This window comes from Candidatus Chlorobium masyuteum, from assembly GCF_011601315.1.
GTDB lineage: Bacteria > Bacteroidota > Chlorobiia > Chlorobiales > Chlorobiaceae > Chlorobium > Chlorobium masyuteum.
Map to the genome: position 1 here is coordinate 207,349 of NZ_JAAORA010000002.1, position 20,083 is coordinate 227,431.

Below are 20,083 nucleotides of genomic sequence, written 5' to 3' on the forward strand. Positions count from 1 at the left end.
GACGGGACATAATGGACTATATTTCCATTATGGATACCCTTGCGAAACTACAGATTCTTTCAGGCGCGGCACGTTATGATGCTTCGTGCGCTTCAAGCGGGAGCAGGCGCGAGGGAGCGCCGCCAGGCGGTACCGGAAATACCTCCCAGAGCGGCATCTGCCACTCCTGGTCGGACGACGGCCGCTGCATTTCGCTGCTGAAGCTGCTGCTCTCCAACGATTGCCGCTACGACTGCGCCTACTGCGTGAACCGCGTTTCCAATCAGGTTCCGCGGGCCTCCTTCACGGCGAGGGAGGTGGTGGATCTGACGCTTGAGTTCTACCGGCGCAACTATATTGAAGGGCTCTTTTTAAGCTCTGCGGTGATGCAGAGCCCCGACCAGACGATGGAGCGCATGGTCAGGGTTGCCGAAACCCTGCGTGTTGAAGAGCGGTTCGGCGGTTATATCCACCTGAAAATCATTCCAGGAAGCAGCAGTGAACTGGTACGCAAAGCAGGACTCTATGCCGACCGTATCAGCGTGAACATTGAGCTCCCCTCACAGGCTTCTTTGCAGCGGCTTGCACCCCAGAAAGAGAAAGCTGCGATTCTGGCCCCCATGTCGCTCATCGGCAGGGAGATTCAGGAGAGCCTTGTGGAGCGTAAAAAAATCCGGAGTGCTCCCCGATTCGCGCCTGCGGGACAGAGTACCCAGATGATTATCGGTGCAAGTCCCGAAACCGATTTCCAGATTCTGCGCCTCTCACAGGGGCTCTACAAAAAAATGAACCTCAAGCGGGTCTACTACTCGGCCTATGTGCCGGTCAGCGACGACAACCGCCTTCCCGTTGTTGCTGCACCTCCGCTGCTTCGCGAGCACCGGCTCTACCAGGCTGACTGGCTTCTGCGTTTCTACGGCTTTTCCGCCGAAGAGATCCTCTCGGACGATGTGCCCCATCTCGATGAGGCTTTCGATCCAAAGACCGCATGGGCACTGCGTCACCCAGAGTTTTTTCCGGTTGAGATCAACCGTGCCGACTACGCCACCCTGCTTCGCGTGCCGGGCATAGGGGTTACGTCGGCCAAACGGATTGTTGCCGCCCGACGCTTTTCCTGCATTACCCCTGAAGGGATGAAAAAGATCGGGGTTGTGATGAAGCGGGCCAAATATTTTATCACCTGTTCAGACCGGCATTTTGAAAAGATAGAGCGTCAACCGGCGCTTCTCCGCCAGCAGTTGCTGCTTGGAGAGAGCAGTGAAGCTCCTCGTCAACTGGTACTTCCGGGCCTCTATGTTTAATGTCATGAAACGATATATCTGTGACGGCACCTCAGACGGACTCCTCTCCGCCGTTGCCTCGATTCTTGAGGAGGAGCCGAAACCTGAAGAGGTTACGCTCTCGGCGCGTGAGGATACTCTCTTTGAAGAGGGGTTGTTTATTGCAACCGATCCGGTGCGGGCTGAAGCGCTCTTCTCCCGCCTGAAGGAGCGAGCTCCCGATGCTGCGCATACCCTCTATTTCTTCATGCTTGCCGAAAAGGAGGGGATGGAGAACAGCCTTCTGCACTACATTGAGCAGGCCTTCATGCATGGCGACAAGGTAAACGGCTACCTTACCCATCCGGCGGTGCGCGATATCGTGACGGTCTCCCGCAAAGCGGCAAGGGAGCTGCACCGCATGAAGGGGCTGCTTCGTTTTGAGAAGCTCCGCGACGGCGCCTATCTCGCCCAGATGGAGCCTGATCACAACATTATCCAGCCTCTCGCCTACCACTTCAGCCGCAGGCTCAGGGCTCAGCACTGGTTTCTCTACGACCGGAAACGCCGCACCGCCGCAAGCTGGAACCAGGGATCGCTCCGCTTCGGTACCATCGAGCAGTTCACCGCTCCGGCACTCTCGGACGATGAAAAAAAGATACAGGCGATGTGGCAGGCCTTCTTTAAAACCATAGCCATCCCCGACCGCAAAAACCCCCGTCTCCAGAAATCCAACATGCCGATGAAGTACTGGAAGTATCTCACCGAGAAGCAGGGGGAGTGAACGGTGTTAGTTGTTCGGAAAACTTTGAATTTACTGCTAATTTGCTTTTGATGTTTAGTGAGTAATGTTAAAAGGAGTCTTTATTTCAAACAGTTCGCCACATGCTCATGAACAGCGAACCTCTCCTTCCACTACACGGAGGCTATCGTAATCTGAAAAGCTTTCAGATTGCCCAACTCATTTACGATGTGACCGTTCGTTTTTGTAACCGCTATATTGAAAAACGCAGCAGAACTCATGATCAAATGGTGCAGGCTGCCCGATCCGGAGTACAGAACATTGCAGAAGGGAGCCAGGCATCAGGAACTTCAAAAAAAACCGAACTCAAACTTACCAATGTCGCCCGGGCCAGTATCGAAGAGCTGCGACTTGATTACGAGGACTATCTGCGCCAGAGAGGGTGGCATATCTGGGCGCGTGATGACATTCGCCGGAAACGACTGATTGAACGCAGGTGTATTTCGGCTGATGAGGTGGCTTTTTGGGTGCTTGAAGAGTACAAGCGTGGACAACATGGACTTCATGGACAACATGCTCTGATTTCGTCCACACCGTCCATGTCGTCCAATATGGCGGAACTTGCAGCGAATGCAGTTTTAACACTTATAGTTGTTGCCTGCAGTTTGCTGGATCGCCAGATCAAGGAACTTGCTACTTCATTTGAAACAGAAGGTGGTTTTACAGAACGGTTGTATCGCATTCGTTCGCAAAATCGTCGAAGCAAACAGTAGTTGCAAAGCTCATTTCCGTATACAAACGTTTTCAGAAACCCAACACTTTCCCATATGACCCTTTCCGACACAGCTGAAAAGGCAATTGCCGCGTATGGCGGGCGCGAGCTCTGGCAGAGTGCCGGAAAGCTTGAGGTTGAGATCAGTGCACGGGGACTGGCTTTTACCCTGAAACGAAGGCCGTTTTTCAGCCATGCAAAAATGGTGCTCGATGTTCATCGTCCTTACGCCACCTTGATCCCGATTGGTCTTGACCCCGCGGTCACGGGTGTTCTTGACGGTCCGGATGTACGTCTTGAAAATGAAGAGGGTGAGGTCATTGTAGAGCGGAGAAAAGCGCGGGACTATTTCAAAGTCGGCCGGAGGCTCTTTTATTGGGATGACCTTGATATGAGCTACTTTGCCAACTATGCCTCATGGAATTACTTCACCCTGCCGGCGCTGCTGATGCGGGAAGATATCAACTGGCGGGAGGTTGAGCCGGGCTTGCTGGAGGCTCGCTTTCCTGATGAGATTCCCACCCACAGCCGGGTGCAGCGCTTCAGGTTTGATCGCAAGACCGGCCTTCTGATTCAGCACGACTATACCGCCCAGATCATCAGCCCGCTTGCCGCTGCATCCAATGTTGTGCTCAATCATGCAATAAACAGTGCAGGTATTCTCTATCCTTCAGTCAGACGGGTAACCCCGACGGGGCCGAACGGGAAGCCTCTCGGCGGACCGGTACTCATTCACCTCGATATTCATGATTACAGGGTGAACGCAGGGAGCGGTGAGACTTTGGCGTGAGCGCCGGTTTTATTTTTCGGCGATGAGAAATATCCGGTAAAAAAGCAGGTCGATCAGACCGTCAGGCTCAACCTGCCGCTCAAAGGAGCCCCTGAGACCATTCAGAAAGGCTTCTTCAAACCATTCAGGCAGCGGAGTGTTATAGTATGCAGGGTTGAGGTAGCCTGCCTTTGCGCCGGAGCTGAATACATCAAAGACCTTTTCGGGCGTATAGCGGTTGCGGCTCTCTTCAAGTGAGCACTGTGTCACCCTGAAACCTGCTTTACGGAAGAGGGCCGAGTACTCCTCTCCTGATTCAAGCATGAACCAGGGTGGGCGAAAAGCTGAAAACACCTTTGCGATTTCAGGGTTTGTACAGCACTCTCCGATTGCCTTCAGGAAGAGCGGACAGTAGTTCTTTTTTGCCGGAGCCTGTATGCCGATTCTGCCATTCGGACGTAACGCCGCATAAGCTTTTTCAAGGAAACGGTCAGGTGTTCTGAACCACTGGAATGCGGAGTTGCAGAAGATGCTATCAAACTCTTCCCGGAAACTCATTTCCCTGTTGTCCATTACCAGAAACCTGATCCGTGGATCCGAATATCCACGCGAGGCTTCGCGGATCATCCCTTCGGAGGGGTCGATTCCGGTCACACTGCCCGTAGTTTGTTTTGAGAGTTCTGCGGTCAGGTTGCCGGTACCGCAGCCGACATCGAGGATATCGGCATTGCCGGGAATTTCGAGCAGTTCCATCAACCGCCCGCCTGCCGAGGCCTGTACAAGGGATGTCTGGCGGTATTTGGATGCAATGTCAGAAAAGTTGGCCATCGATAGTTTTTTACCTTGATAAGTACTTTTTCAAGGTAAAAAAATGATCCTGAAAAGTTATTGGCAGAAAACGGTTTTTCGGGGAGTACGATATTGGAGATGAATCGGTATTTTATCAGGAAAATGCTCCCGAAGGCAGACCCATTATTTCAGCAACCATATAAAGCAGCCCGATGACAAAATTTTTCATGCTCTTTTTCCTTTTGACAACCCTTTCCATGTCGGCATTTGCCGGAGAGGGTCCGGTTGATGCTGCTCAGCCTGCCGGAACCATAAAGGCTCACTTTAGCAAACTTCGCAATACCAAAGGCGATCTGATTGTCTCTCTCTTCAATAAAAAAGAGGGGTTTCCTGTGAAATCCGCCAAGGCGTTTGCCAAAAAGACCATTCCGGCAAACGATCCTAAAGATGAGGTGGTTTTCGAGAATGTTCCTTACGGTAGCTATGCCCTCAGCGTTTTTCACGATGAAAACAGCAACGGTAAAGTGGATTCGGTCTTTCTGATCAGAATACCCAAAGAGGGTGTCGGGTGCTCGAATAATCCGAAAAGCAGCTTTGGCCCCCCTTCGTTCAACGATGCGAAGTTTACGCTTGACAGCCGGGAGGTAATACTCAACATTGACCTGAAATACCTATAACGTATCAGTAGAAGCCCATGGCCATTCTCGCAATTGACCAGGGAACCACAGGAACCACCTGTATCCTCTATAACCAGGAAGGTGATCCGGTTGCCAGAGCCTACAGGGAGGTCACTCAGATCTACCCCCATGAAGGGTGGGTGGAACATGATCCGGAGGCGATCTGGCAGAGTGTGGTCAGCGGAGTACGGGAGCTGAAAGCCGGTACTCATGTTTCCATTACGGCCATCGGTATAACCAACCAGCGTGAAACAACCATTGTATGGGACAGGGTAACCGGAAGGCCGGTCTATAACGCCATTGTCTGGCAGTGCCGCAGGACAAGCGAGCTGTGCCGGAATTATGAGGCTGAGCGGGAGATGATTACCGCCAAAACCGGCCTGCCGCTTGATGCCTATTTCAGTGCAACCAAAATCCGCTGGATTCTTGATCACTGCCCGAACCTTGATCCTGCTGATCTTCTGTTCGGTACCGTTGATACCTGGCTGGTGTGGAAGCTTACCGGCGGCAGGGTGCATGCTACCGATTTTACGAACGCATCCAGAACACTGCTCTACAATATAGCGGAGAAGCAGTGGGACTCGAAGCTGCTCGATCTCTTTGGTATTCCTCACTCACTTCTGCCGGAGGTAAAGAGCTCCATGGATGATTTCGGCAGGGTGACCGCACTTGAGGAACTCAATGATATTGCGATTGCCGCAGTAGCCGGTGACCAGCAGGCAGCCCTTTTCGGTCAGTGCTGCTTTCAGCCCGGTTCCATTAAAAACACCTATGGTACCGGCTGTTTTATGGTGATGAATACGGGTGATATCTTTATCAGGTCAGAGCACGGTCTTTTGACAACCCTCGCACTTGGAGCTGATGGAAAGCCCTGTTATGCCCTCGAAGGATCGGTTTTTATTGGCGGTGCAGTGATTCAGTGGCTGAGGGATGAGTTGAAACTGCTTCGGGATGCAGTGGAGTCTGAAGCCATGGCAAGGGATGCCGGGGATAATGGCGGAGTCTATATCGTCCCTGCCTTTGTCGGTCTTGGCGCACCGCACTGGCAGATGGAGGCGCGGGGAACAATTGCGGGGCTGACGAGAGGTTCCAACCGGAACCATATTGTCCGTGCGGCTCTTGAGTCGATTGCCTATCAATCATATGATGTTTTCAGGGCCATGGTAGCCGATAGCGGGTTTTCTCCGGAAGCGCTAATGGTTGATGGCGGGGCGGTGAGCAATGGTTTTCTGATGCAGTTTCAGGCTGATCTGCTTGATGTGCCGATTCTGATTCCCTCCAATGCTGAATCAACGTCGCTCGGGGCGGCATACCTGGCAGGCTTGCAGAGCGGAGTTTGGCGTTCAGGCGATGAGCTGGTGAAGCTGCATAAGGCTGAACGTACCTATGTGCCGGATATGGCACTTCAGGAGAGATGGCAGCTGCTCAACGGGTGGCAGAGAGCAGTGCGACAGACTCTGACTCTGTAAAGGTTCAGGAATATTGGCGATATAAACTTTAACGTCGACTACATATGTCCCATGCAATTGAACATGAGAGCGGTACCCCGGCAGTTGAAACCTGCCCGATGTGCGGTACCTCTTTTACCTGTGCACGTGCCGCTACCTGCTGGTGCAGTACAAGGAAGGTTCCGTCTGAAGTGCGGGAGTATCTTGCTGAACGATACGAGACATGTGTCTGCAGCAACTGTCTTGACCGGCTGACAGAGAAAGCGAAAGCGGGTGAAAAGCTTTAATGCACTTTTTGTGCATTCATGCAAACTTTCAGCACCTTTTTCTGCTTGGTGTAGCGTGAGGTTTCATTTTATAACAAAACAATGCAATGGTGTTTAACCCAGGGAGGAGAGTGATGAAGCGAGTTATAGCATGTACACTGGCCGGCATGTTGAGTGTTTCCGCGTTTTCCTGTGGAGTTCTTGCCGCCGAAAGGCCTTCTGTTGAAAAAGGACGGCAGTTGTTCAATTCCGTTACGCTTGCGGGTGCAACTTCCGGTAAAAGCTGTAACTCCTGCCATCCGAAAGGTTCGGGGCTCGAAAAAGGCTGGAAACATCCCAATCTTTCCGGGCAGATCAACACCTGTATTGCCGGTCCGCTGCAGGGTACAAAACTTGATGTGAATTCAGTTGCTATGCACTCCCTGATCCTGTACATTAGGTCATTGAAACAGTAACCGCAAAACAGTGCCATGCAAAAGGAAACCATTACCATACTCGGGTGCGGCTGGCTCGGTCTGCCGCTTGCCAAAGCGCTCATCAAGGAGGGCTATGCCGTCAAGGGGTCAACCAGAAGAGAGGAGAACCTTGAACAGCTTCGCGATGCAGGTATTGAACCCTATCTCGTGGAGATTGACCAGGAGGTGAATGGTGAAGAGATTGCCGATTTTCTGCAGAGTGATATTCTCGTAATCAATATTCCGCCGGAGCGTCGGGATGATATTGTTGAGTACCATATAGCGCAGTTTTCCTCACTGATAGACGCGCTCGGCCAGTCGCAGGTTCGCTCGGTGCTGTTTGTCAGTTCCACCTCCGTCTATGCGTCGCTCAACCGGGAGGTTACCGAAGAGGATGCAGGAACTCCGGAGAGCCTTGCCGGAGAGGCGTTGCTTCTTGTTGAGGAGATGCTGATGCAGGAGCGGGGGTTTCAGACCACGGTGGTTCGTTTTGGCGGACTTGTCGGTTATGACCGCAATCCGGAAAAATATCTCGGCAGCATGAAAGAGATCGCGAACCCCGATCAGCCGATGAACCTTATCCATCGGGACGATTGTGTGAAGATCATCTCGGAAATCATCCGCCTGCAGCAGTGGGGAGAGGTGTTCAATGCCTGCAGTCCGGCTCATCCATCGAGAAATAAGTACTACAGCAAAGCGGCTGAAGCTGCGGGAGTTGCGCAGCCCCCGCTTGGAGCTTCAGATGAGCCCGCAGCATTCAAGCTTGTAAACAGTGACAAGCTCGTGAGCGCACTGAATTACAACTTTATTCATCCGGATCTGCCAGTATAAACAGGATAAAAGCCCTGTTGACAAGCTCAATGCATGTTGTGAGCGTGCAGTGAAAAATTGCGGAAAATAATTCTGTTATTGATTATTTTATCTTTTGTGATAGTAAAAACAGGTGTCCAACAGAGAGTAAAGGCAGGTGTTCTTATGACATCAATCCAATATCTTGAAAAGCAAATCAAACAACTTACGCCGACTGAACGTCAAGAGTTTCGCGAGTGGTTTCTCGAATGGGATGCCAACGATTGGGATCGCCAGATTGAGCGGGACGCTCAAGCGGGAAAGCTTGACGCTTTTGCTGCCGAAGCCCTTGCAGAGTACAATGCGGGGAAGTCAACGGAGATTTGAAACACTATGCATCAAGCCGGTTTTGGGTTTGTTACCACTCTCTCCCGAAACCATTACAGGAGTTGGCAAAAGAGAGCTACAAGCTCCTTCGGCATGATTCCTCTCATCCCTCTTTACATTTCAAAAAAGTAAAAAACGGTCACTATCGAAGCGTACGTATCGGTAAGCAATACAGAGCATTAGGCATTCCGGTTCAAGAAGGTGTTCAATGGTTTTGGATCGGGAGTCACGCTGATTATGACCGGTTGCTCGGCTGATTGATGTCTCAGATGATATAGTGTGCAGTGTTGTTCCTGATTTTAGAGGCTGTAATTTAAAGAGTTTATACGTGCAAATAAACACACCTCTTTTTTATGCAGTCTAGTCGATCTCATTAATTTGGCTGAGTTACGAGTAATATGACTGAGCACCTGATTTCTATAAAGGATTTTGCGGATCAACAAGGCCTATATCGCCAGACCGTTTTTAAGGTTATAAAGCGCCTGGAAATTGAACCTGCAAAGTTGCGGGGTGGTAAACAAAATAGAGGACAAACCATCTCTTATATCACCGAAGAGGATGCTCAACGGTTACTTGAAGCGCTTGCATCAAGTCGTCGCACCCAAGATGGAAAAGAAGGGAGAGACTTTTTTCAGATGCCGTCTTATATGATGTCGGTGTTTTCTATCTATTGTGCTTAGAGCCAGAGCATGATCCATGCCGTTTCATGGTTGGATTTGCAAGTAACCTCCCTGACCGTTTGCGCCAACATCGATGTTCGGCTCCTTTCACACAAATAGTCAAAACATGGCCTTGCCGTAGGCTTTGGGAGAAGACAGCAATTGAATGTGTTACGGAAGGTTGCGAACGTTTACATACCGAAATTTTCCGGTCACAATCTCTTGATGCAGTTGAGTCAAAATGTGAACAGTTCTTTGCTCTGATGCCGCAGCTAAGTGGTTGTTCCTCTGATTGATTCTGTTTAAGTTGGTAGTGTTTAAAGAATTTATCTCCCATTCAGATGAATCGGTGAATTCCAGTTATGAGTAAAATAGTATCGAGTTTTTTCTGGTTGCTTTCTAAAGAACGCTTGCTAATCAGACTTTTTGTCCCTGCTGTTCCTATAGTCCTTTAAGTACCTGAATTCAAAGGATGAATTCAAGATCGCACCCTTCCGCGTCTGTCTCTTCGACAAACTGCATGAGGGTGTCGAGAAAGGCAATAAATTTCGCAGCGTCAATGTTCCTCATATAGGCCACCCCTATGGGCTGATCCTGCCATCCGAGCAGGATCGTTTCATTTTTTTTCGGGTTGATTTCTGCTCTGCACTCCCCGATTATCCGCTTCATTTCGTTCAGGCTGCTGTTGTGCAGAAAGGATTCATCCCAGCTGTCAAGCCCGTTTCCGCTTTCCGAAAAGAAGGGAAGAGCGTTCAGCGCTTCGGCAACAGTGTAGTGAAAAAAAGCTGCATAGTCGTGGGCTCCGATCTCCAATGAGCTGTAGGCTTTGTAGGCTTTATCCTCAAGCCTGACCCGGTTTATGGTACCGGTCCGGTAGATGGAGAGTTCACGGTGTTGCGGATTGCTATCGTCAAGAAGGATGTATTGAACATTCATGGCTTGTCAGGGATTGAGCGAACCTTTTACCGGCCGTCAGAGTTTTCTCTCTTTATGGAATTGGTTTTAACTCGCGATCTTTATATAATTATTTAATACACAGATTTTTACCCTCTCCATGCCGGGAGATGATGAGAGAGGGTACCCATAATAATTTTACCGATACATACATAATGGAAGGAAATTTTTCAAATAGAGTTCAGGATGTTATCCGTCTCAGCCGGGAGGAAGCCCTCCGGTTAGGACATGATTATATCGGTACCGAACATCTTCTTCTTGGTCTCATACGCGAAGGAGAAGGTATAGGGGCCAGAATACTGAAGAACCTCAAGATAGATCTTTTCAGCCTCAAGCAGAAAATTGAGGAGAGTACGCATCCGAAAGTTCCGGCTACCCTTATGGGGAACGTGCCTTTGACCAAGCAGGCAGAGAAGGTGCTTAAAATTACCTACCTTGAAGCCAAAATATTCAAGTCGAATATTATCGGCACGGAGCATCTGCTTCTCTCCATTCTTAAAGGTGATGATAACATTGCCGCCCAGATTCTTGAACAGTTCGGCGTGACCTATGATCTTGTCAAGGATGAGCTTATGAATATCTCAAGCAGCTCGGGCGATTCGGATGAGCCGCCGATGGAGGGCGCCTTCTCTTCAGGAAGCGGTGAACGTCAGCAAAAAAAGCCGGAACAGCGCAAAGGGGAGCGAACGAAGACCCCGGTTCTCGACAATTTCGGTCGTGATATCACCCGGCTCGCGCTTGATGACAAGCTGGATCCCATTATCGGCCGTGAAAAGGAGATAGAGCGTGTTGCCCAGGTTCTGAGCCGCCGCAAAAAGAACAACCCTGTGCTGATCGGCGAGCCCGGTGTCGGCAAGACGGCAATTGCCGAAGGCCTTGCCCTCAAGATTGTGCAGCGCAAGGTATCAAGGGTTCTCTATGACAAGCGTGTTGTTGCGCTTGATCTTGCAGCGCTTGTTGCCGGCACGAAATACAGGGGGCAGTTTGAAGAGAGAATGAAGGCACTTATGAACGAGCTTGAGCGATCACGGGATGTGATTCTCTTTATTGATGAGCTGCATACCATTATCGGTGCAGGCGGTGCATCGGGTTCGCTTGATGCAAGCAATATTTTCAAGCCGGCTCTTGCCCGCGGTGAATTGCAGTGTATAGGAGCCACTACGCTTGACGAGTACCGTCAGTATATCGAAAAAGACGGCGCGCTTGACCGGAGGTTTCAGAAGATCATGGTTGAGCCGACCTCTGTTGATGAGACCATCCAGATTCTCAACAACATCAAGTCGAAATATGAGTCACACCACCATGTAAACTATTCGGGGGATGCGATTGAGAAGGCGGTCAAGCTTTCCGAGCGCTATATCACCGATCGTTTTCTGCCTGACAAGGCAATTGATGTGATGGATGAGGCCGGAGCCCGTGTTCATTTAAGCAATATTCACGTTCCTGTTGAGATTCTTGAGCTTGAGAAATCCATTGAGGAGATCAAGACCGAAAAAAATCAGGTTGTGAAGATGCAGAACTTCGAGGAGGCCGCACGGCTTCGCGACAAGGAGAAGAACCTGCTTGAGTCGCTTGACCGGGCCAAACAGGAGTGGGAGGAGAGGGCTTCAGAAAGCGTGTACGATGTCACAGAAGCTGATATCACCTCCGTTATTGCCATGATGACCGGTATTCCTGTGGATCGGGTAGCTCAATCCGAGTCCAAGAAACTGCTCTCCATGGAGGCAGATCTTACCAAAGAGGTGATAGGGCAGGATGAGGCGATCAAAAAGATCACCAAGGCTATCCAGCGTACCCGTGCCGGACTGAAAGATCCTTCCCGTCCGATCGGCTCCTTTATTTTTCTCGGCCCTACCGGTGTCGGCAAGACCGAGCTTGCCAAGGCACTGACCCGCTATATCTTCGATACCGAGGATGCTATGATCAGGGCTGATATGAGCGAGTACATGGAGAAGTTCTCGGTCAGCCGGCTTGTCGGTGCACCTCCCGGATATGTCGGTTATGAAGAGGGGGGGCAGCTTACTGAAAAGGTTCGCCGCAAGCCCTACTCTGTGGTGCTCATTGATGAAATCGAGAAAGCGCATCCCGATGTGTTCAACATCCTGCTTCAGGTGCTTGATGAGGGTGTTCTGACCGACGGACTTGGGCGGAAAGTTGATTTCCGCAACACCATCATTATCATGACCTCCAATATCGGAGCCAAGGATATCAAGAGTTTTGGCGCCGGTGCAGGTATGGGCTTTACTGCGCCTGATGATTCAACAGGAAGTTACAAGGCGATGAAGTCCACCATTGAGGATGCCCTCAAACGGGTTTTCAATCCCGAGTTTCTGAACCGTATTGATGATATTGTCGTTTTTCACCCGCTCGAAAAGCAGCATATCTTCAAGATCATCGATATCACTGCAGGCAAGCTCTTCAAGCGGATTCGTGAGATGGGTATTGAGGTGGAGATTGATGAGAAAGCCAAGGAGTTTCTTGTTGACAAGGGTTATGACCAGAAGTATGGTGCCCGGCCGCTCAAACGGGCGCTGCAGAAATATGTGGAAGACCCGCTTGCCGAGGAGATGCTTAAAGGGCGGTTTACTGAGGGCAGTACCATCAGGATCTCGTTTGACGAGAAGGAGAATGAACTGCGGTTTCTTGATGGCGCGGCACCTGCTAAAAAAGCCAAGCGTGAAAAAGAGGCCTGAGAAGCATAAACAGCTTGATTGTCATGCATAAAAAAACCCCCGGAGCCCGGGGGTTTTTTTATGGCTACATCTGCGGTGCTGCAGGATGGTTTTTGACCGAGGCAAGAGAGCGTTGAAGAAGCTCTTCAGGCAGAGGATAGTCGCTGAGTTTGCCCGAGAGGAAAGCCTCATATCCCTGGAGGTCCATCAGACCGTGGCCTGACCAGTTCATAAGAATCACCTTCTCTTTTCCCTCCTCTTTTGCCTTTTTGGCTTCGCGTATTGTCTGCGCGATGGCATGTGATGTTTCCGGTGCAGGGATGAACCCCTCGGTATGGGCGAAGAGCAGTGCGGCCTCATAACACTCCGTCTGGCCGATTGATGTGGCATCGATCAGTCCGAGCTGTTTGACATGGCTGACCAGCGGGGCCATGCCGTGGTATCGCAATCCGCCGGCATGAATGGCAGGAGGAATAAACCCGTGGCCAAGGCTGTGCATGGGGAGTAACGGGGTCATTTTTGCGACATCACCCGAGTCATAGATATAGGGTCCTCTGGTGAGTGTTGGGCATGCTTCCGGCTCTGTAGCAATGATCTGAACCTCTTTTCCGTGGATCTTGTCGCAGATAAAGGGGAAGCTGATACCGGCAAAATTTGATCCACCACCGGCACATCCGATGACGATATCCGGGTAGAGGTGCACCTTCTCAAGCTGTTTGCGTGCTTCAAGGCCGATAATGGTCTGGTGCAGCATGACATGGTTCAGCACACTGCCGAGAGCATAGCGGGTATCGTCACGCTCCACAGCCTGTTCGATTGCCTCGCTGATGGCAATGGCAAGACTGCCGGGGGTATCAGGCATTTCAGAGAGTATCTTTCGCCCAATCGCAGTCTGGTTGCTTGGGCTGGCTATGCAGTCGGCGCCCCAGGTTCGCATCATGATTTTGCGGAAGGGCTTCTGGTCGAAGCTTATTCTGACCATGAAGACCTTGCAGTCGATACCGATGAGCTTGCAGCTCATGGCAAGCGCGCTTCCCCACTGGCCGGCTCCGGTTTCCGTGATAAGATGTTTGATGCCGAACTGTTTGTTGTACCATGCCTGGGCTACAGCCGTGTTCGGCTTGTGGCTTCCCGCCGGAGAGACCCCTTCGTTTTTATAGTAGATCTTTGCCGGAGTCCCGAGTGCCGCTTCAAGCCGTTTTGCCCGGTAGAGCGGAGAAGGGCGCCAGAGTTTCAAAATGGACTGCACCTCATCGGGGATGTCAATCCAGCGTTCAGTGCTTACCTCCTGCTCAATCAGGTTCATGGGGAAAACTTTTGCCAAAGCATCCGGTCCTATCGGGGTGCCGTCAGGACCAAGTGGCGGAGGGAGCGGTGAAGGGAGATCTGCCTGAATATTGTACCACTGTCGAGGCATTTCATCTTCAGTCAGCAGGATCTTCGTGGGTTCAGAACTCATGATTACTCTGAATTTAGGGTGAAGTAGTACTGCAAGGGTGAGTGTAACGGATAGCGAGGGTCATACCATAAAACCGGGAAACGGTTTCCTGAATGTATTACATGGCAGTTGAACTGCTGCAAGAGTGCCGAAGGCGGGAATCGAACCCGCACGTCCATTGCTGAACACGGGATTTTAAGTCCCGGGCGTCTACCAGTTCCGCCACTTCGGCTGCTCGGTACAACGATACCAGACAGGCCGGTAATTTACTATCTTCACAGGGTTTCCCAAAAAAATAAATCGCCCCGTTCACGCCACTTATTGCAGCGGAAACGCAGCCGTTCAGGCTTCGAAATGATCAAAGCCCCTGATCGAGGCAAGATCAATCCTCATGCCGTAAATATCCGATAGAAACAGACCGGTATCTATATCGGTCATTTCACCGATTACCGATATCTCCTTGTAGTCATCAATGAGTTCGTACTCCTCTTTCGGGATGGTAAAGAGCAGCTGATACTCCTCTCCTCCTGTCAGTGCCCATGTGATGGCATCATCCTGGAGCTCATCGGCAATCCTTCGCGTTGAGGGTGTGATTGGTATACGGCTTTCATGAATCAGCGCTCCGGTGTTTGACTGGCTGCAGATGTGGTGCAGTTCCCCGGAGAGTCCGTCGGAAATATCGATCATCGATGTTGGCCGGATGTTTCTTGAGTGCAGGAATCTTACGATATCGAGACGGGCCGTGGGGAGCAGCTGGCACTGTATGGCTTCACTGTACTCCTTCAGGTCGGCCATAACGCTTTTGTTATACGGTTCATTGTTTTCAAAATGTTCAAGCATGATGGCTTTTTCACGCATGAGGAGCTTGAGACCGGCAGCGGCACCCCCGAGTGAGCCGGTAACGCAGATCAGCTCTCCGGGTTTGGCTCCGTTTCTCTTTGTGAGCTTTTCCGGTTCTACCTCCCCCATTATCGTGACGGAGATGATCAGCCCAGATCGGGATGAAGAGGTGTCTCCACCGGCGATGGCAAGGCCGTACTCTTTTGCCGCATGGCTCATTCCCTTGTAAAGCTCCTCAACCATCTCTGTTGAAAATGAGGGAGGGATGGCAATGGAGACAAGCGCGAAGCGGGGAAAGGCATTCATGGCGCAGACATCGGAGACATTGACGCTTATGGCTTTGCTTCCAAGATGTTTAAGCGGTGTTGTCAAAAGATCGAAGTGTACCTGTTCGACAAGCAGATCGGTTGTTGCGACCTGAAGGAGTTTTCCGGAGGGTTGATAGATTGCACAGTCATCACCGATGCCTTTCAGCAGTTCAGGTACCGCTTGAAGGGTTGGTTCTGCGAGGGCGGCAATTTTGTCGATCAGACCGAACTCCCCGATATCCCGGATGGCTTTATATGGCATATTTTTGCGTAAATTAAAGTTCACTCTGAACCATTCCGGGGATCGTCGCGTTGTCAACAGCCCGGCCGGTTCCCTACTCTTTCAATAACAGAGACAATATCTTCTTTTTATGGGTTTTTTTGACAAGTTCAAATTATCAAAACTGACGGAAGGGCTCGGAAAAACCCGCGATACCCTTCGGGACAAGCTTTCGGTTATCACACAGGGGAAAACGGAGATAGATGAGGAGTTTCTCGAAGAGCTTGAAATAATTCTTGTCGCGGCTGATGTCGGTGTAGAAACAACACTCGGGATCGTTGATGCTATTACGGAACGTGCAAAACAGGAGACCTACCGCTCGGAAACGGAGCTCAACAACATGCTGATGGAAGAGATTCAGCAGTTGCTGCAGGAGAGCGGAGTGGATCACCCGGTTGATTTTGATGCACCTCTGCCGGCAAAACCCTATGTGATTTTAATCGTGGGAGTGAATGGTGCCGGCAAGACCACCAGTGTTGCAAAGCTGGCCCACAATTATGATAAAGCAGGCAAAAAAGTCATTATAGCGGCAGCCGATACCTTTCGCGCCGCAGCGTATGAACAGCTCCAGATATGGGCGGACCGGGCAGGTGTTCCAATGATCGGTCAGGGACAGGGTTCCGATCCTGCCTCGGTGGTCTATGATGCAGTCAGCGCTGCGGTTGCGCGAAATGCTGATGTTGTACTGGTCGATACCGCAGGGCGGCTGCACAACAAAAGCCATCTCATGGAGGAGCTGGCCAAGATCATGAGGGTGGCCAAAAAGAAAATTCCTGAAGCGCCGCATGAAGTGCTGCTGGTGCTTGACGGTACAACCGGTCAGAATGCGGTGCAGCAGGCCCGGGAGTTTACAAAGTTTGTCAAGGTAACCGGACTTGTTGTTACCAAACTTGACGGGACTTCAAAAGGCGGAATAGTGCTCACCATTTCCCGTGAACTTGGTCTGCCTGTCAAATATATCGGCGTGGGTGAGAAGATTGATGATTTACAGTTGTTTGATCGTGCGGAGTTTGTCGGAGCGCTCCTGGGTCGCACCAGCCATTAGTCCCGGACAGTTATCATTTCCGGAATGGTGTGGTGAAGAAGGTCAAGAATCTGGTTGTGATCGGTGATCTTTAGAAGATGCGTGCTGTTTCGGGTATCTCCGGCACCAAGGTGAGGAGCTACTATTGATGTCGCATTGCTGGATTCAAGAAGTTCCGAAAGTTTGTCTTCAAGTTTCAGCGGGCTTCGCATGATGACGATATGGGTGATTTCCGCCTCGGGTAGATCAAGGAGATAATCGATATGCCACCGGAGTTTTTTCGTGGAAGGAGCACGGTTGCTGTTACTGGCAAAGTCATCTCCGGAAAAGAGCTGCAACAGGGCGGGACGGATTTTGTGGGGCTTTTTCTCTTCGCTTCTTGATGCATGGCGGATCACTCTCCGGGCGAGCGGGCTTCCTGTGCTCTCCTCTTTTCCCAAAGCTGAGCCGATGTAGAGGTACTCTCCCCCGGTGAAAGTGATCAGGCGGCCAAACTGAAACCGTCCGAATGCAAGCTTAACCGAACAGGATAGCCGTATCAGGAGGATATAGGAACCCATGCGGTATTTATTGCCGAAAATGGTAAACTGGCGAACGGACATTGTTTTTTGTTGTTTTTGATGCAATATTAGCAGCGACTCACTACAGCGTGATCGTTATTATTATTATACGGTAGTGAATCAGGATGCTTTCAACGCAGTTAGAAAAGTAAGGGTTTTCGAAGCTAACGGGGCAATGTTTTTTTCGATGAACGTTTCGGAAAAACATATGGAGCAGAGGCGCTGGGAGATGGTTGAGGCGCTGAAACGTTACGGGATAACAAACAGCAGGGTGCTTGATGCTTTTCTGGAGGTCAAGCGGCACCTTTTTTTTCCTGAGGATGCCCTGGAGTTGGCCTATGACGATGGAGCTTATCCCATCGGGTTCGGTCAGACCATTTCGCAGCCTTTTACGGTTGCTTATATGACAACTCTGCTCGTTGATCGATGTCCATCAGGAAAAGTGCTTGAAATTGGAACCGGATCAGGTTATCAGGCGGCAATTCTTGATGCTCTTGGTTATTCGGTTTATACGGTTGAAAGGATCAATGAGCTGTTTCAGCGTGCTGAACGGCTTTTTTCGAGGCTTGGTTTACCTATTGCATGTCGTTATGATGACGGCACTCTGGGTTGGAAGGAAGAGGCTCCGTTTGACGGGATCATAGTAACTGCAGGTGCTCCGGAAGAACCTGCGCCATTGTTGAGACAGCTGGCGGAAAACGGTTGCATGGTTATACCCGTTGGAGAGACGGTGTCACAGCAGATGACCGTTGTGCAGCGAGTTGGTGACGAACTTAGAAAAGAGGTGTTTCAGCAGTTTGTCTTTGTGCCGCTGATTGGCAGGGAGGGCTGGAGCGATGACCTGTAACAGACGATTTTTATATTTAATAACATCATAATTGAAGGGATGATCTATGGCTCTCATGTCCAGCTTGCGTGACAAGACTCATATTATACTCTATACGCTCATGGCGGCATTTCTTGCGCTGATTGTGTTTGAGTGGGGGATGAATTTTACCGGATTTACCACCAAGGCAAATCAGGCGGGTAAAATTAATGGAAAGACGGTTTCCATGGCAGAGTATGATGAGGTGTACAAAAATTTTACTGCAAATTATCGAAGAGCCAATCCCGGAGCGGAACTGACTCCGGAAGCCGAACTCGCGCTTCGTGAGCAGGCCTGGAATACGGTTGTAGATCAGACTCTTCTTGAACAGCAGTTTGAAAAGTTCTCCATCTCCCTGCAGGATCAGGAGGTGGTTGAAGCTCTGGATAGTTCTGCTCCGCCCCAGGTGATCCGTCAGAATTTCAGTGATCCGGCTACCGGAGCACTTGATCGAAAAAAGCTCGACAGTGCACGTCGTGATCCCCGCAACAAGGAGTTGTGGCTGCAGATAGAGAAGATTGTCCGTCAGGAGCTGAAGGTCAACAAGCTGATCAGGGCATTGCAAACTCTTGACCATGTAACCGGCAGGGAGGTTGACGATATTATAAACAGGCAGTTCTCAAGGTTTTCTGCCTCTTTTATACCTGTTCCCTTAAGCTTTGCCGGTGCTGACAGTAACTTTCCGGTAAAGGAAGAGGAGATCAAAAAGTATTATGATGATCACAAGGAGCTTTTCCGGCAGGCACCTTCAAGAAAAGCCGATTTTGTGTTTTTCCCTCTTACTCCCTCAGCAAAAGACAGTCTTGCCGTTCGAACCGAGCTTGAATCGATCAGGGCCGAGTTTTCTGCTCCAACGGTTAATGACAGCGACTATGTGAAGGTACAGAGTGACCGTCCAACAGGGATTAATGTAGCCTATAACCGGAGCGATTTTTCACCTGCAGCCGGAGCAACGCTCTTTAATCCTTCAAATCTCAAGCCGGGAACGATTGTCGGTCCTTTAGCTGATCGGGGTGAGTACCGCATGATAAAAATCAAGCAGGTTACTACCTCCCGGCAGCCAGTGGCAAGGGCCTCACATATTCTTCTGAGGTTTAATCCGGCCAGCCGTGCTGAAGTGCAGAAAGTCAGGGAGCTTTCACTGCTGATTTCACAACAGCTTCAGGCTGGTGTTCCTTTTGAGTCTCTTGCACGTAAATATTCTGCTGATCCCGGTAGTGCGCTGAATGGCGGTGATATCGGATGGTTCAGCAGGGAACGTATGGTTCCTGAATTTGCTGCAGCAGTGTTCAATGCCCGTCCCGGTGCGGTTATCGGTCCTGTTCAGACACAGTTCGGACTGCATATTATCAAGGTTACCGGTTTTGACCAGAGTGCGGTGGTCTGCTCGGAGATAGTTCGCAACATCCGCCCCTCCACGGAGAGTGTCGAGAGTGTTAGGCGTCAGGCACTTGCCTTTCAGGCCTCGGCCAAGGAGAAGGGTTTCGACCAGACTGCGGCTGCCGCGAAATTGCGTATTGACAAGACCGGAGAGTTTGGTAAACATATGGCGGTTGCGCAGATCGGATACAGTGATAAGGTAACGGCTTTTGCCTTTAAGGCATCCGAAGGAGACCTTTCAGATCTGCTTGAGACTGAAAAAGGGTTTTATGTTATGCGTCTTACGGAGAAGAATGATACCGGATACCGGCTGCTGGATCAGGATATGAAAAGCAGGATTACGGCAGAGCTGGTAAGGGAGAAGAAAGGTGCCGCTCTTGAGAAAAAGCTCTCTGCGATGGCGAAGGGAGCCGGAATGTCTATTGAAAAGATCGCTGCGGCAAATCAGGGATTGGCTATCGTGTCAGCGGAGAATATCCAGTGGAGTGACGGGCTTATTCCGGGTTATGGCGTTGACCGCCCTCTTGTTGAAGCCATGTCAGGAATGGTGGTTGGAAAACTCTCCTCTCCGGTGAAAACTACCGATGGATATGCGATTGTGCTTCTCACGAAGAGAGCGCTTCCCGAGGGGCTGGATCCCAAAGTGGAAAAAGTCACGGTAACACCACAGCTGCTTCGGGCAAAACAGGAGCAACTGTTTGCTGAATTTTTTGCTGCGGTTCGCAAAAACGCAAAAGTTGAGGATTTGCGACCCTGATCACCCCCCGCATT

General features: G+C 50.6%; 21 protein-coding genes and 1 tRNA gene. 16 read left to right on the forward strand and 6 right to left on the reverse strand.

What is annotated here, in order from left to right; translation table 11 throughout:
* The first annotated feature begins 29 nt into the window (after positions 1-29).
* The 4 genes from G9409_RS04545 to G9409_RS04560 all read left to right on the forward strand — a co-directional run bounded on the left by G9409_RS04545 (position 30) and on the right by G9409_RS04560 (position 3,542).
* The gene (locus tag G9409_RS04545) at positions 30-1,280 is read left to right on the forward strand and encodes a putative DNA modification/repair radical SAM protein (protein ID WP_166808028.1); all 1,251 of its coding nucleotides are present in this window, start codon (positions 30-32) and stop codon (positions 1,278-1,280) included.
* Between the two features lie 4 nt (positions 1,281-1,284).
* Entirely contained in the window at positions 1,285-2,022 is a 738-nt protein-coding gene (locus G9409_RS04550) for a TIGR03915 family putative DNA repair protein (RefSeq protein WP_166807638.1), read from the forward strand.
* 107 nt (positions 2,023-2,129) lie between these two features.
* A complete protein-coding gene (locus G9409_RS04555; protein WP_166807639.1) occupies positions 2,130-2,753 on the forward strand; it encodes a four helix bundle suffix domain-containing protein in 624 nt (207 codons plus the stop codon).
* A 54-nt stretch (positions 2,754-2,807) separates the two neighbouring features.
* Positions 2,808-3,542 carry a hypothetical protein gene (locus tag G9409_RS04560; RefSeq protein WP_166807640.1) on the forward strand — a complete coding sequence of 245 codons (735 nt, stop codon included), beginning with the start codon at positions 2,808-2,810 and terminating at the stop codon, positions 3,540-3,542.
* A 9-nt stretch (positions 3,543-3,551) separates the two neighbouring features.
* Here the strand turns inward: G9409_RS04560 and G9409_RS04565 are convergent, their stop codons facing one another.
* Positions 3,552-4,349 (reverse strand): class I SAM-dependent methyltransferase, encoded by a 798-nt coding sequence (locus tag G9409_RS04565; RefSeq protein ID WP_166807641.1) that lies wholly within the window; start codon positions 4,347-4,349, stop codon positions 3,552-3,554.
* A 173-nt stretch (positions 4,350-4,522) separates the two neighbouring features.
* Between G9409_RS04565 and G9409_RS04570 the strand changes: the two genes are divergently transcribed.
* From G9409_RS04570 to G9409_RS04605, 8 genes are all read left to right on the forward strand, one after another.
* On the forward strand, positions 4,523-4,987 hold the full coding sequence (locus tag G9409_RS04570; RefSeq protein WP_166807642.1) for a DUF2141 domain-containing protein: 465 nt from the start codon (positions 4,523-4,525) through the stop codon (positions 4,985-4,987).
* A 17-nt stretch (positions 4,988-5,004) separates the two neighbouring features.
* Positions 5,005-6,456: a glycerol kinase GlpK gene (glpK, locus tag G9409_RS04575; protein WP_166807643.1), complete on the forward strand. Its 1,452-nt coding sequence runs from the start codon at positions 5,005-5,007 to the stop codon at positions 6,454-6,456.
* Between the two features lie 44 nt (positions 6,457-6,500).
* Positions 6,501-6,722 carry a cysteine-rich CWC family protein gene (locus tag G9409_RS04580; protein ID WP_166807644.1) on the forward strand — a complete coding sequence of 74 codons (222 nt, stop codon included), beginning with the start codon at positions 6,501-6,503 and terminating at the stop codon, positions 6,720-6,722.
* A 113-nt stretch (positions 6,723-6,835) separates the two neighbouring features.
* A complete protein-coding gene (locus G9409_RS04585; protein WP_235923234.1) occupies positions 6,836-7,156 on the forward strand; it encodes a cytochrome C in 321 nt (106 codons plus the stop codon).
* 15 nt (positions 7,157-7,171) lie between these two features.
* Complete coding sequence (locus tag G9409_RS04590) at positions 7,172-7,987, forward strand: SDR family oxidoreductase (RefSeq protein ID WP_166807646.1); 816 nt, start codon at positions 7,172-7,174, stop codon at positions 7,985-7,987.
* A 144-nt stretch (positions 7,988-8,131) separates the two neighbouring features.
* Positions 8,132-8,332: a hypothetical protein gene (locus G9409_RS04595; protein WP_166807647.1), complete on the forward strand. Its 201-nt coding sequence runs from the start codon at positions 8,132-8,134 to the stop codon at positions 8,330-8,332.
* Positions 8,333-8,394: 62 nt separating this feature from the next.
* Positions 8,395-8,589 carry a ParE family toxin-like protein gene (locus tag G9409_RS04600; protein ID WP_208019664.1) on the forward strand — a complete coding sequence of 65 codons (195 nt, stop codon included), beginning with the start codon at positions 8,395-8,397 and terminating at the stop codon, positions 8,587-8,589.
* A gap of 141 nt (positions 8,590-8,730) precedes the next feature.
* Complete coding sequence (locus G9409_RS04605; RefSeq protein WP_166807649.1) at positions 8,731-9,012, forward strand: hypothetical protein; 282 nt, start codon at positions 8,731-8,733, stop codon at positions 9,010-9,012.
* A gap of 444 nt (positions 9,013-9,456) precedes the next feature.
* Here the strand turns inward: G9409_RS04605 and G9409_RS04610 are convergent, their stop codons facing one another.
* The gene (locus G9409_RS04610) at positions 9,457-9,927 is read right to left on the reverse strand and encodes a hypothetical protein (RefSeq protein WP_166807650.1); all 471 of its coding nucleotides are present in this window, start codon (positions 9,925-9,927) and stop codon (positions 9,457-9,459) included.
* A 173-nt stretch (positions 9,928-10,100) separates the two neighbouring features.
* On the opposite strand from G9409_RS04610, the gene G9409_RS04615 reads away from it, so the two are divergent.
* Positions 10,101-12,638: an ATP-dependent Clp protease ATP-binding subunit gene (locus G9409_RS04615; RefSeq protein ID WP_040433213.1), complete on the forward strand. Its 2,538-nt coding sequence runs from the start codon at positions 10,101-10,103 to the stop codon at positions 12,636-12,638.
* 64 nt (positions 12,639-12,702) lie between these two features.
* Here G9409_RS04615 and G9409_RS04620 read toward each other — a convergent pair whose 3' ends face one another.
* The 3 genes from G9409_RS04620 to thiL all read right to left on the reverse strand — a co-directional run bounded on the left by G9409_RS04620 (position 12,703) and on the right by thiL (position 15,465).
* Entirely contained in the window at positions 12,703-14,076 is a 1,374-nt protein-coding gene (locus G9409_RS04620) for a TrpB-like pyridoxal phosphate-dependent enzyme (protein WP_166807651.1), read from the reverse strand.
* 125 nt (positions 14,077-14,201) lie between these two features.
* A tRNA-Leu gene (locus tag G9409_RS04625) sits at positions 14,202-14,287 on the reverse strand.
* A 110-nt stretch (positions 14,288-14,397) separates the two neighbouring features.
* Complete coding sequence (gene thiL / locus G9409_RS04630; protein WP_166807652.1) at positions 14,398-15,465, reverse strand: thiamine-phosphate kinase; 1,068 nt, start codon at positions 15,463-15,465, stop codon at positions 14,398-14,400.
* A 109-nt stretch (positions 15,466-15,574) separates the two neighbouring features.
* On the opposite strand from thiL, the gene ftsY reads away from it, so the two are divergent.
* Positions 15,575-16,528, forward strand: coding sequence for a signal recognition particle-docking protein FtsY (ftsY, locus tag G9409_RS04635; protein WP_166807653.1), 954 nt, complete (start codon positions 15,575-15,577; stop codon positions 16,526-16,528).
* Here the strand turns inward: ftsY and G9409_RS04640 are convergent.
* The gene (locus tag G9409_RS04640; protein ID WP_166807654.1) at positions 16,525-17,109 is read right to left on the reverse strand and encodes a GIY-YIG nuclease family protein; all 585 of its coding nucleotides are present in this window, start codon (positions 17,107-17,109) and stop codon (positions 16,525-16,527) included. The two genes, ftsY and G9409_RS04640, sit on opposite strands and share 4 nt — an antisense overlap.
* A 145-nt stretch (positions 17,110-17,254) precedes the next feature.
* Here G9409_RS04640 and G9409_RS04645 point away from each other — a divergent pair, with 145 nt between their 5' ends.
* Together G9409_RS04645 and G9409_RS04650 are read left to right on the forward strand one after the other, a co-directional pair.
* Positions 17,255-17,914: a protein-L-isoaspartate(D-aspartate) O-methyltransferase gene (locus G9409_RS04645; RefSeq protein WP_166807655.1), complete on the forward strand. Its 660-nt coding sequence runs from the start codon at positions 17,255-17,257 to the stop codon at positions 17,912-17,914.
* 46 nt (positions 17,915-17,960) lie between these two features.
* Positions 17,961-20,069, forward strand: coding sequence for a peptidylprolyl isomerase (locus G9409_RS04650; protein ID WP_166807656.1), 2,109 nt, complete (start codon positions 17,961-17,963; stop codon positions 20,067-20,069).
* The last annotated feature ends 14 nt before the right edge of the window (positions 20,070-20,083 follow it).

Bases quoted from the DNA above. Each gene is read 5' to 3' on its own strand.
- G9409_RS04545 (WP_166808028.1), top strand. From the start codon at position 30: ATGGATACCCTTGCGAAACTACAGATTCTTTCAGGCGCGGCACGTTAT.
- G9409_RS04550 (WP_166807638.1), top strand. From the start codon at position 1,285: ATGAAACGATATATCTGTGACGGCACCTCAGACGGACTCCTCTCCGCC.
- G9409_RS04555 (WP_166807639.1), top strand. From the start codon at position 2,130: ATGAACAGCGAACCTCTCCTTCCACTACACGGAGGCTATCGTAATCTG.
- G9409_RS04560 (WP_166807640.1), top strand. From the start codon at position 2,808: ATGACCCTTTCCGACACAGCTGAAAAGGCAATTGCCGCGTATGGCGGG.
- G9409_RS04565 (WP_166807641.1), bottom strand. From the start codon at position 4,349: ATGGCCAACTTTTCTGACATTGCATCCAAATACCGCCAGACATCCCTT.
- G9409_RS04570 (WP_166807642.1), top strand. From the start codon at position 4,523: ATGACAAAATTTTTCATGCTCTTTTTCCTTTTGACAACCCTTTCCATG.
- glpK (WP_166807643.1), top strand. From the start codon at position 5,005: ATGGCCATTCTCGCAATTGACCAGGGAACCACAGGAACCACCTGTATC.
- G9409_RS04580 (WP_166807644.1), top strand. From the start codon at position 6,501: ATGTCCCATGCAATTGAACATGAGAGCGGTACCCCGGCAGTTGAAACC.
- G9409_RS04585 (WP_235923234.1), top strand. From the start codon at position 6,836: ATGAAGCGAGTTATAGCATGTACACTGGCCGGCATGTTGAGTGTTTCC.
- G9409_RS04590 (WP_166807646.1), top strand. From the start codon at position 7,172: ATGCAAAAGGAAACCATTACCATACTCGGGTGCGGCTGGCTCGGTCTG.
- G9409_RS04595 (WP_166807647.1), top strand. From the start codon at position 8,132: ATGACATCAATCCAATATCTTGAAAAGCAAATCAAACAACTTACGCCG.
- G9409_RS04605 (WP_166807649.1), top strand. From the start codon at position 8,731: ATGACTGAGCACCTGATTTCTATAAAGGATTTTGCGGATCAACAAGGC.
- G9409_RS04610 (WP_166807650.1), bottom strand. From the start codon at position 9,927: ATGAATGTTCAATACATCCTTCTTGACGATAGCAATCCGCAACACCGT.
- G9409_RS04615 (WP_040433213.1), top strand. From the start codon at position 10,101: ATGGAAGGAAATTTTTCAAATAGAGTTCAGGATGTTATCCGTCTCAGC.
- G9409_RS04620 (WP_166807651.1), bottom strand. From the start codon at position 14,076: ATGAGTTCTGAACCCACGAAGATCCTGCTGACTGAAGATGAAATGCCT.
- thiL (WP_166807652.1), bottom strand. From the start codon at position 15,465: ATGCCATATAAAGCCATCCGGGATATCGGGGAGTTCGGTCTGATCGAC.
- ftsY (WP_166807653.1), top strand. From the start codon at position 15,575: ATGGGTTTTTTTGACAAGTTCAAATTATCAAAACTGACGGAAGGGCTC.
- G9409_RS04640 (WP_166807654.1), bottom strand. From the start codon at position 17,109: ATGTCCGTTCGCCAGTTTACCATTTTCGGCAATAAATACCGCATGGGT.
- G9409_RS04645 (WP_166807655.1), top strand. From the start codon at position 17,255: ATGAACGTTTCGGAAAAACATATGGAGCAGAGGCGCTGGGAGATGGTT.
- G9409_RS04650 (WP_166807656.1), top strand. From the start codon at position 17,961: ATGGCTCTCATGTCCAGCTTGCGTGACAAGACTCATATTATACTCTAT.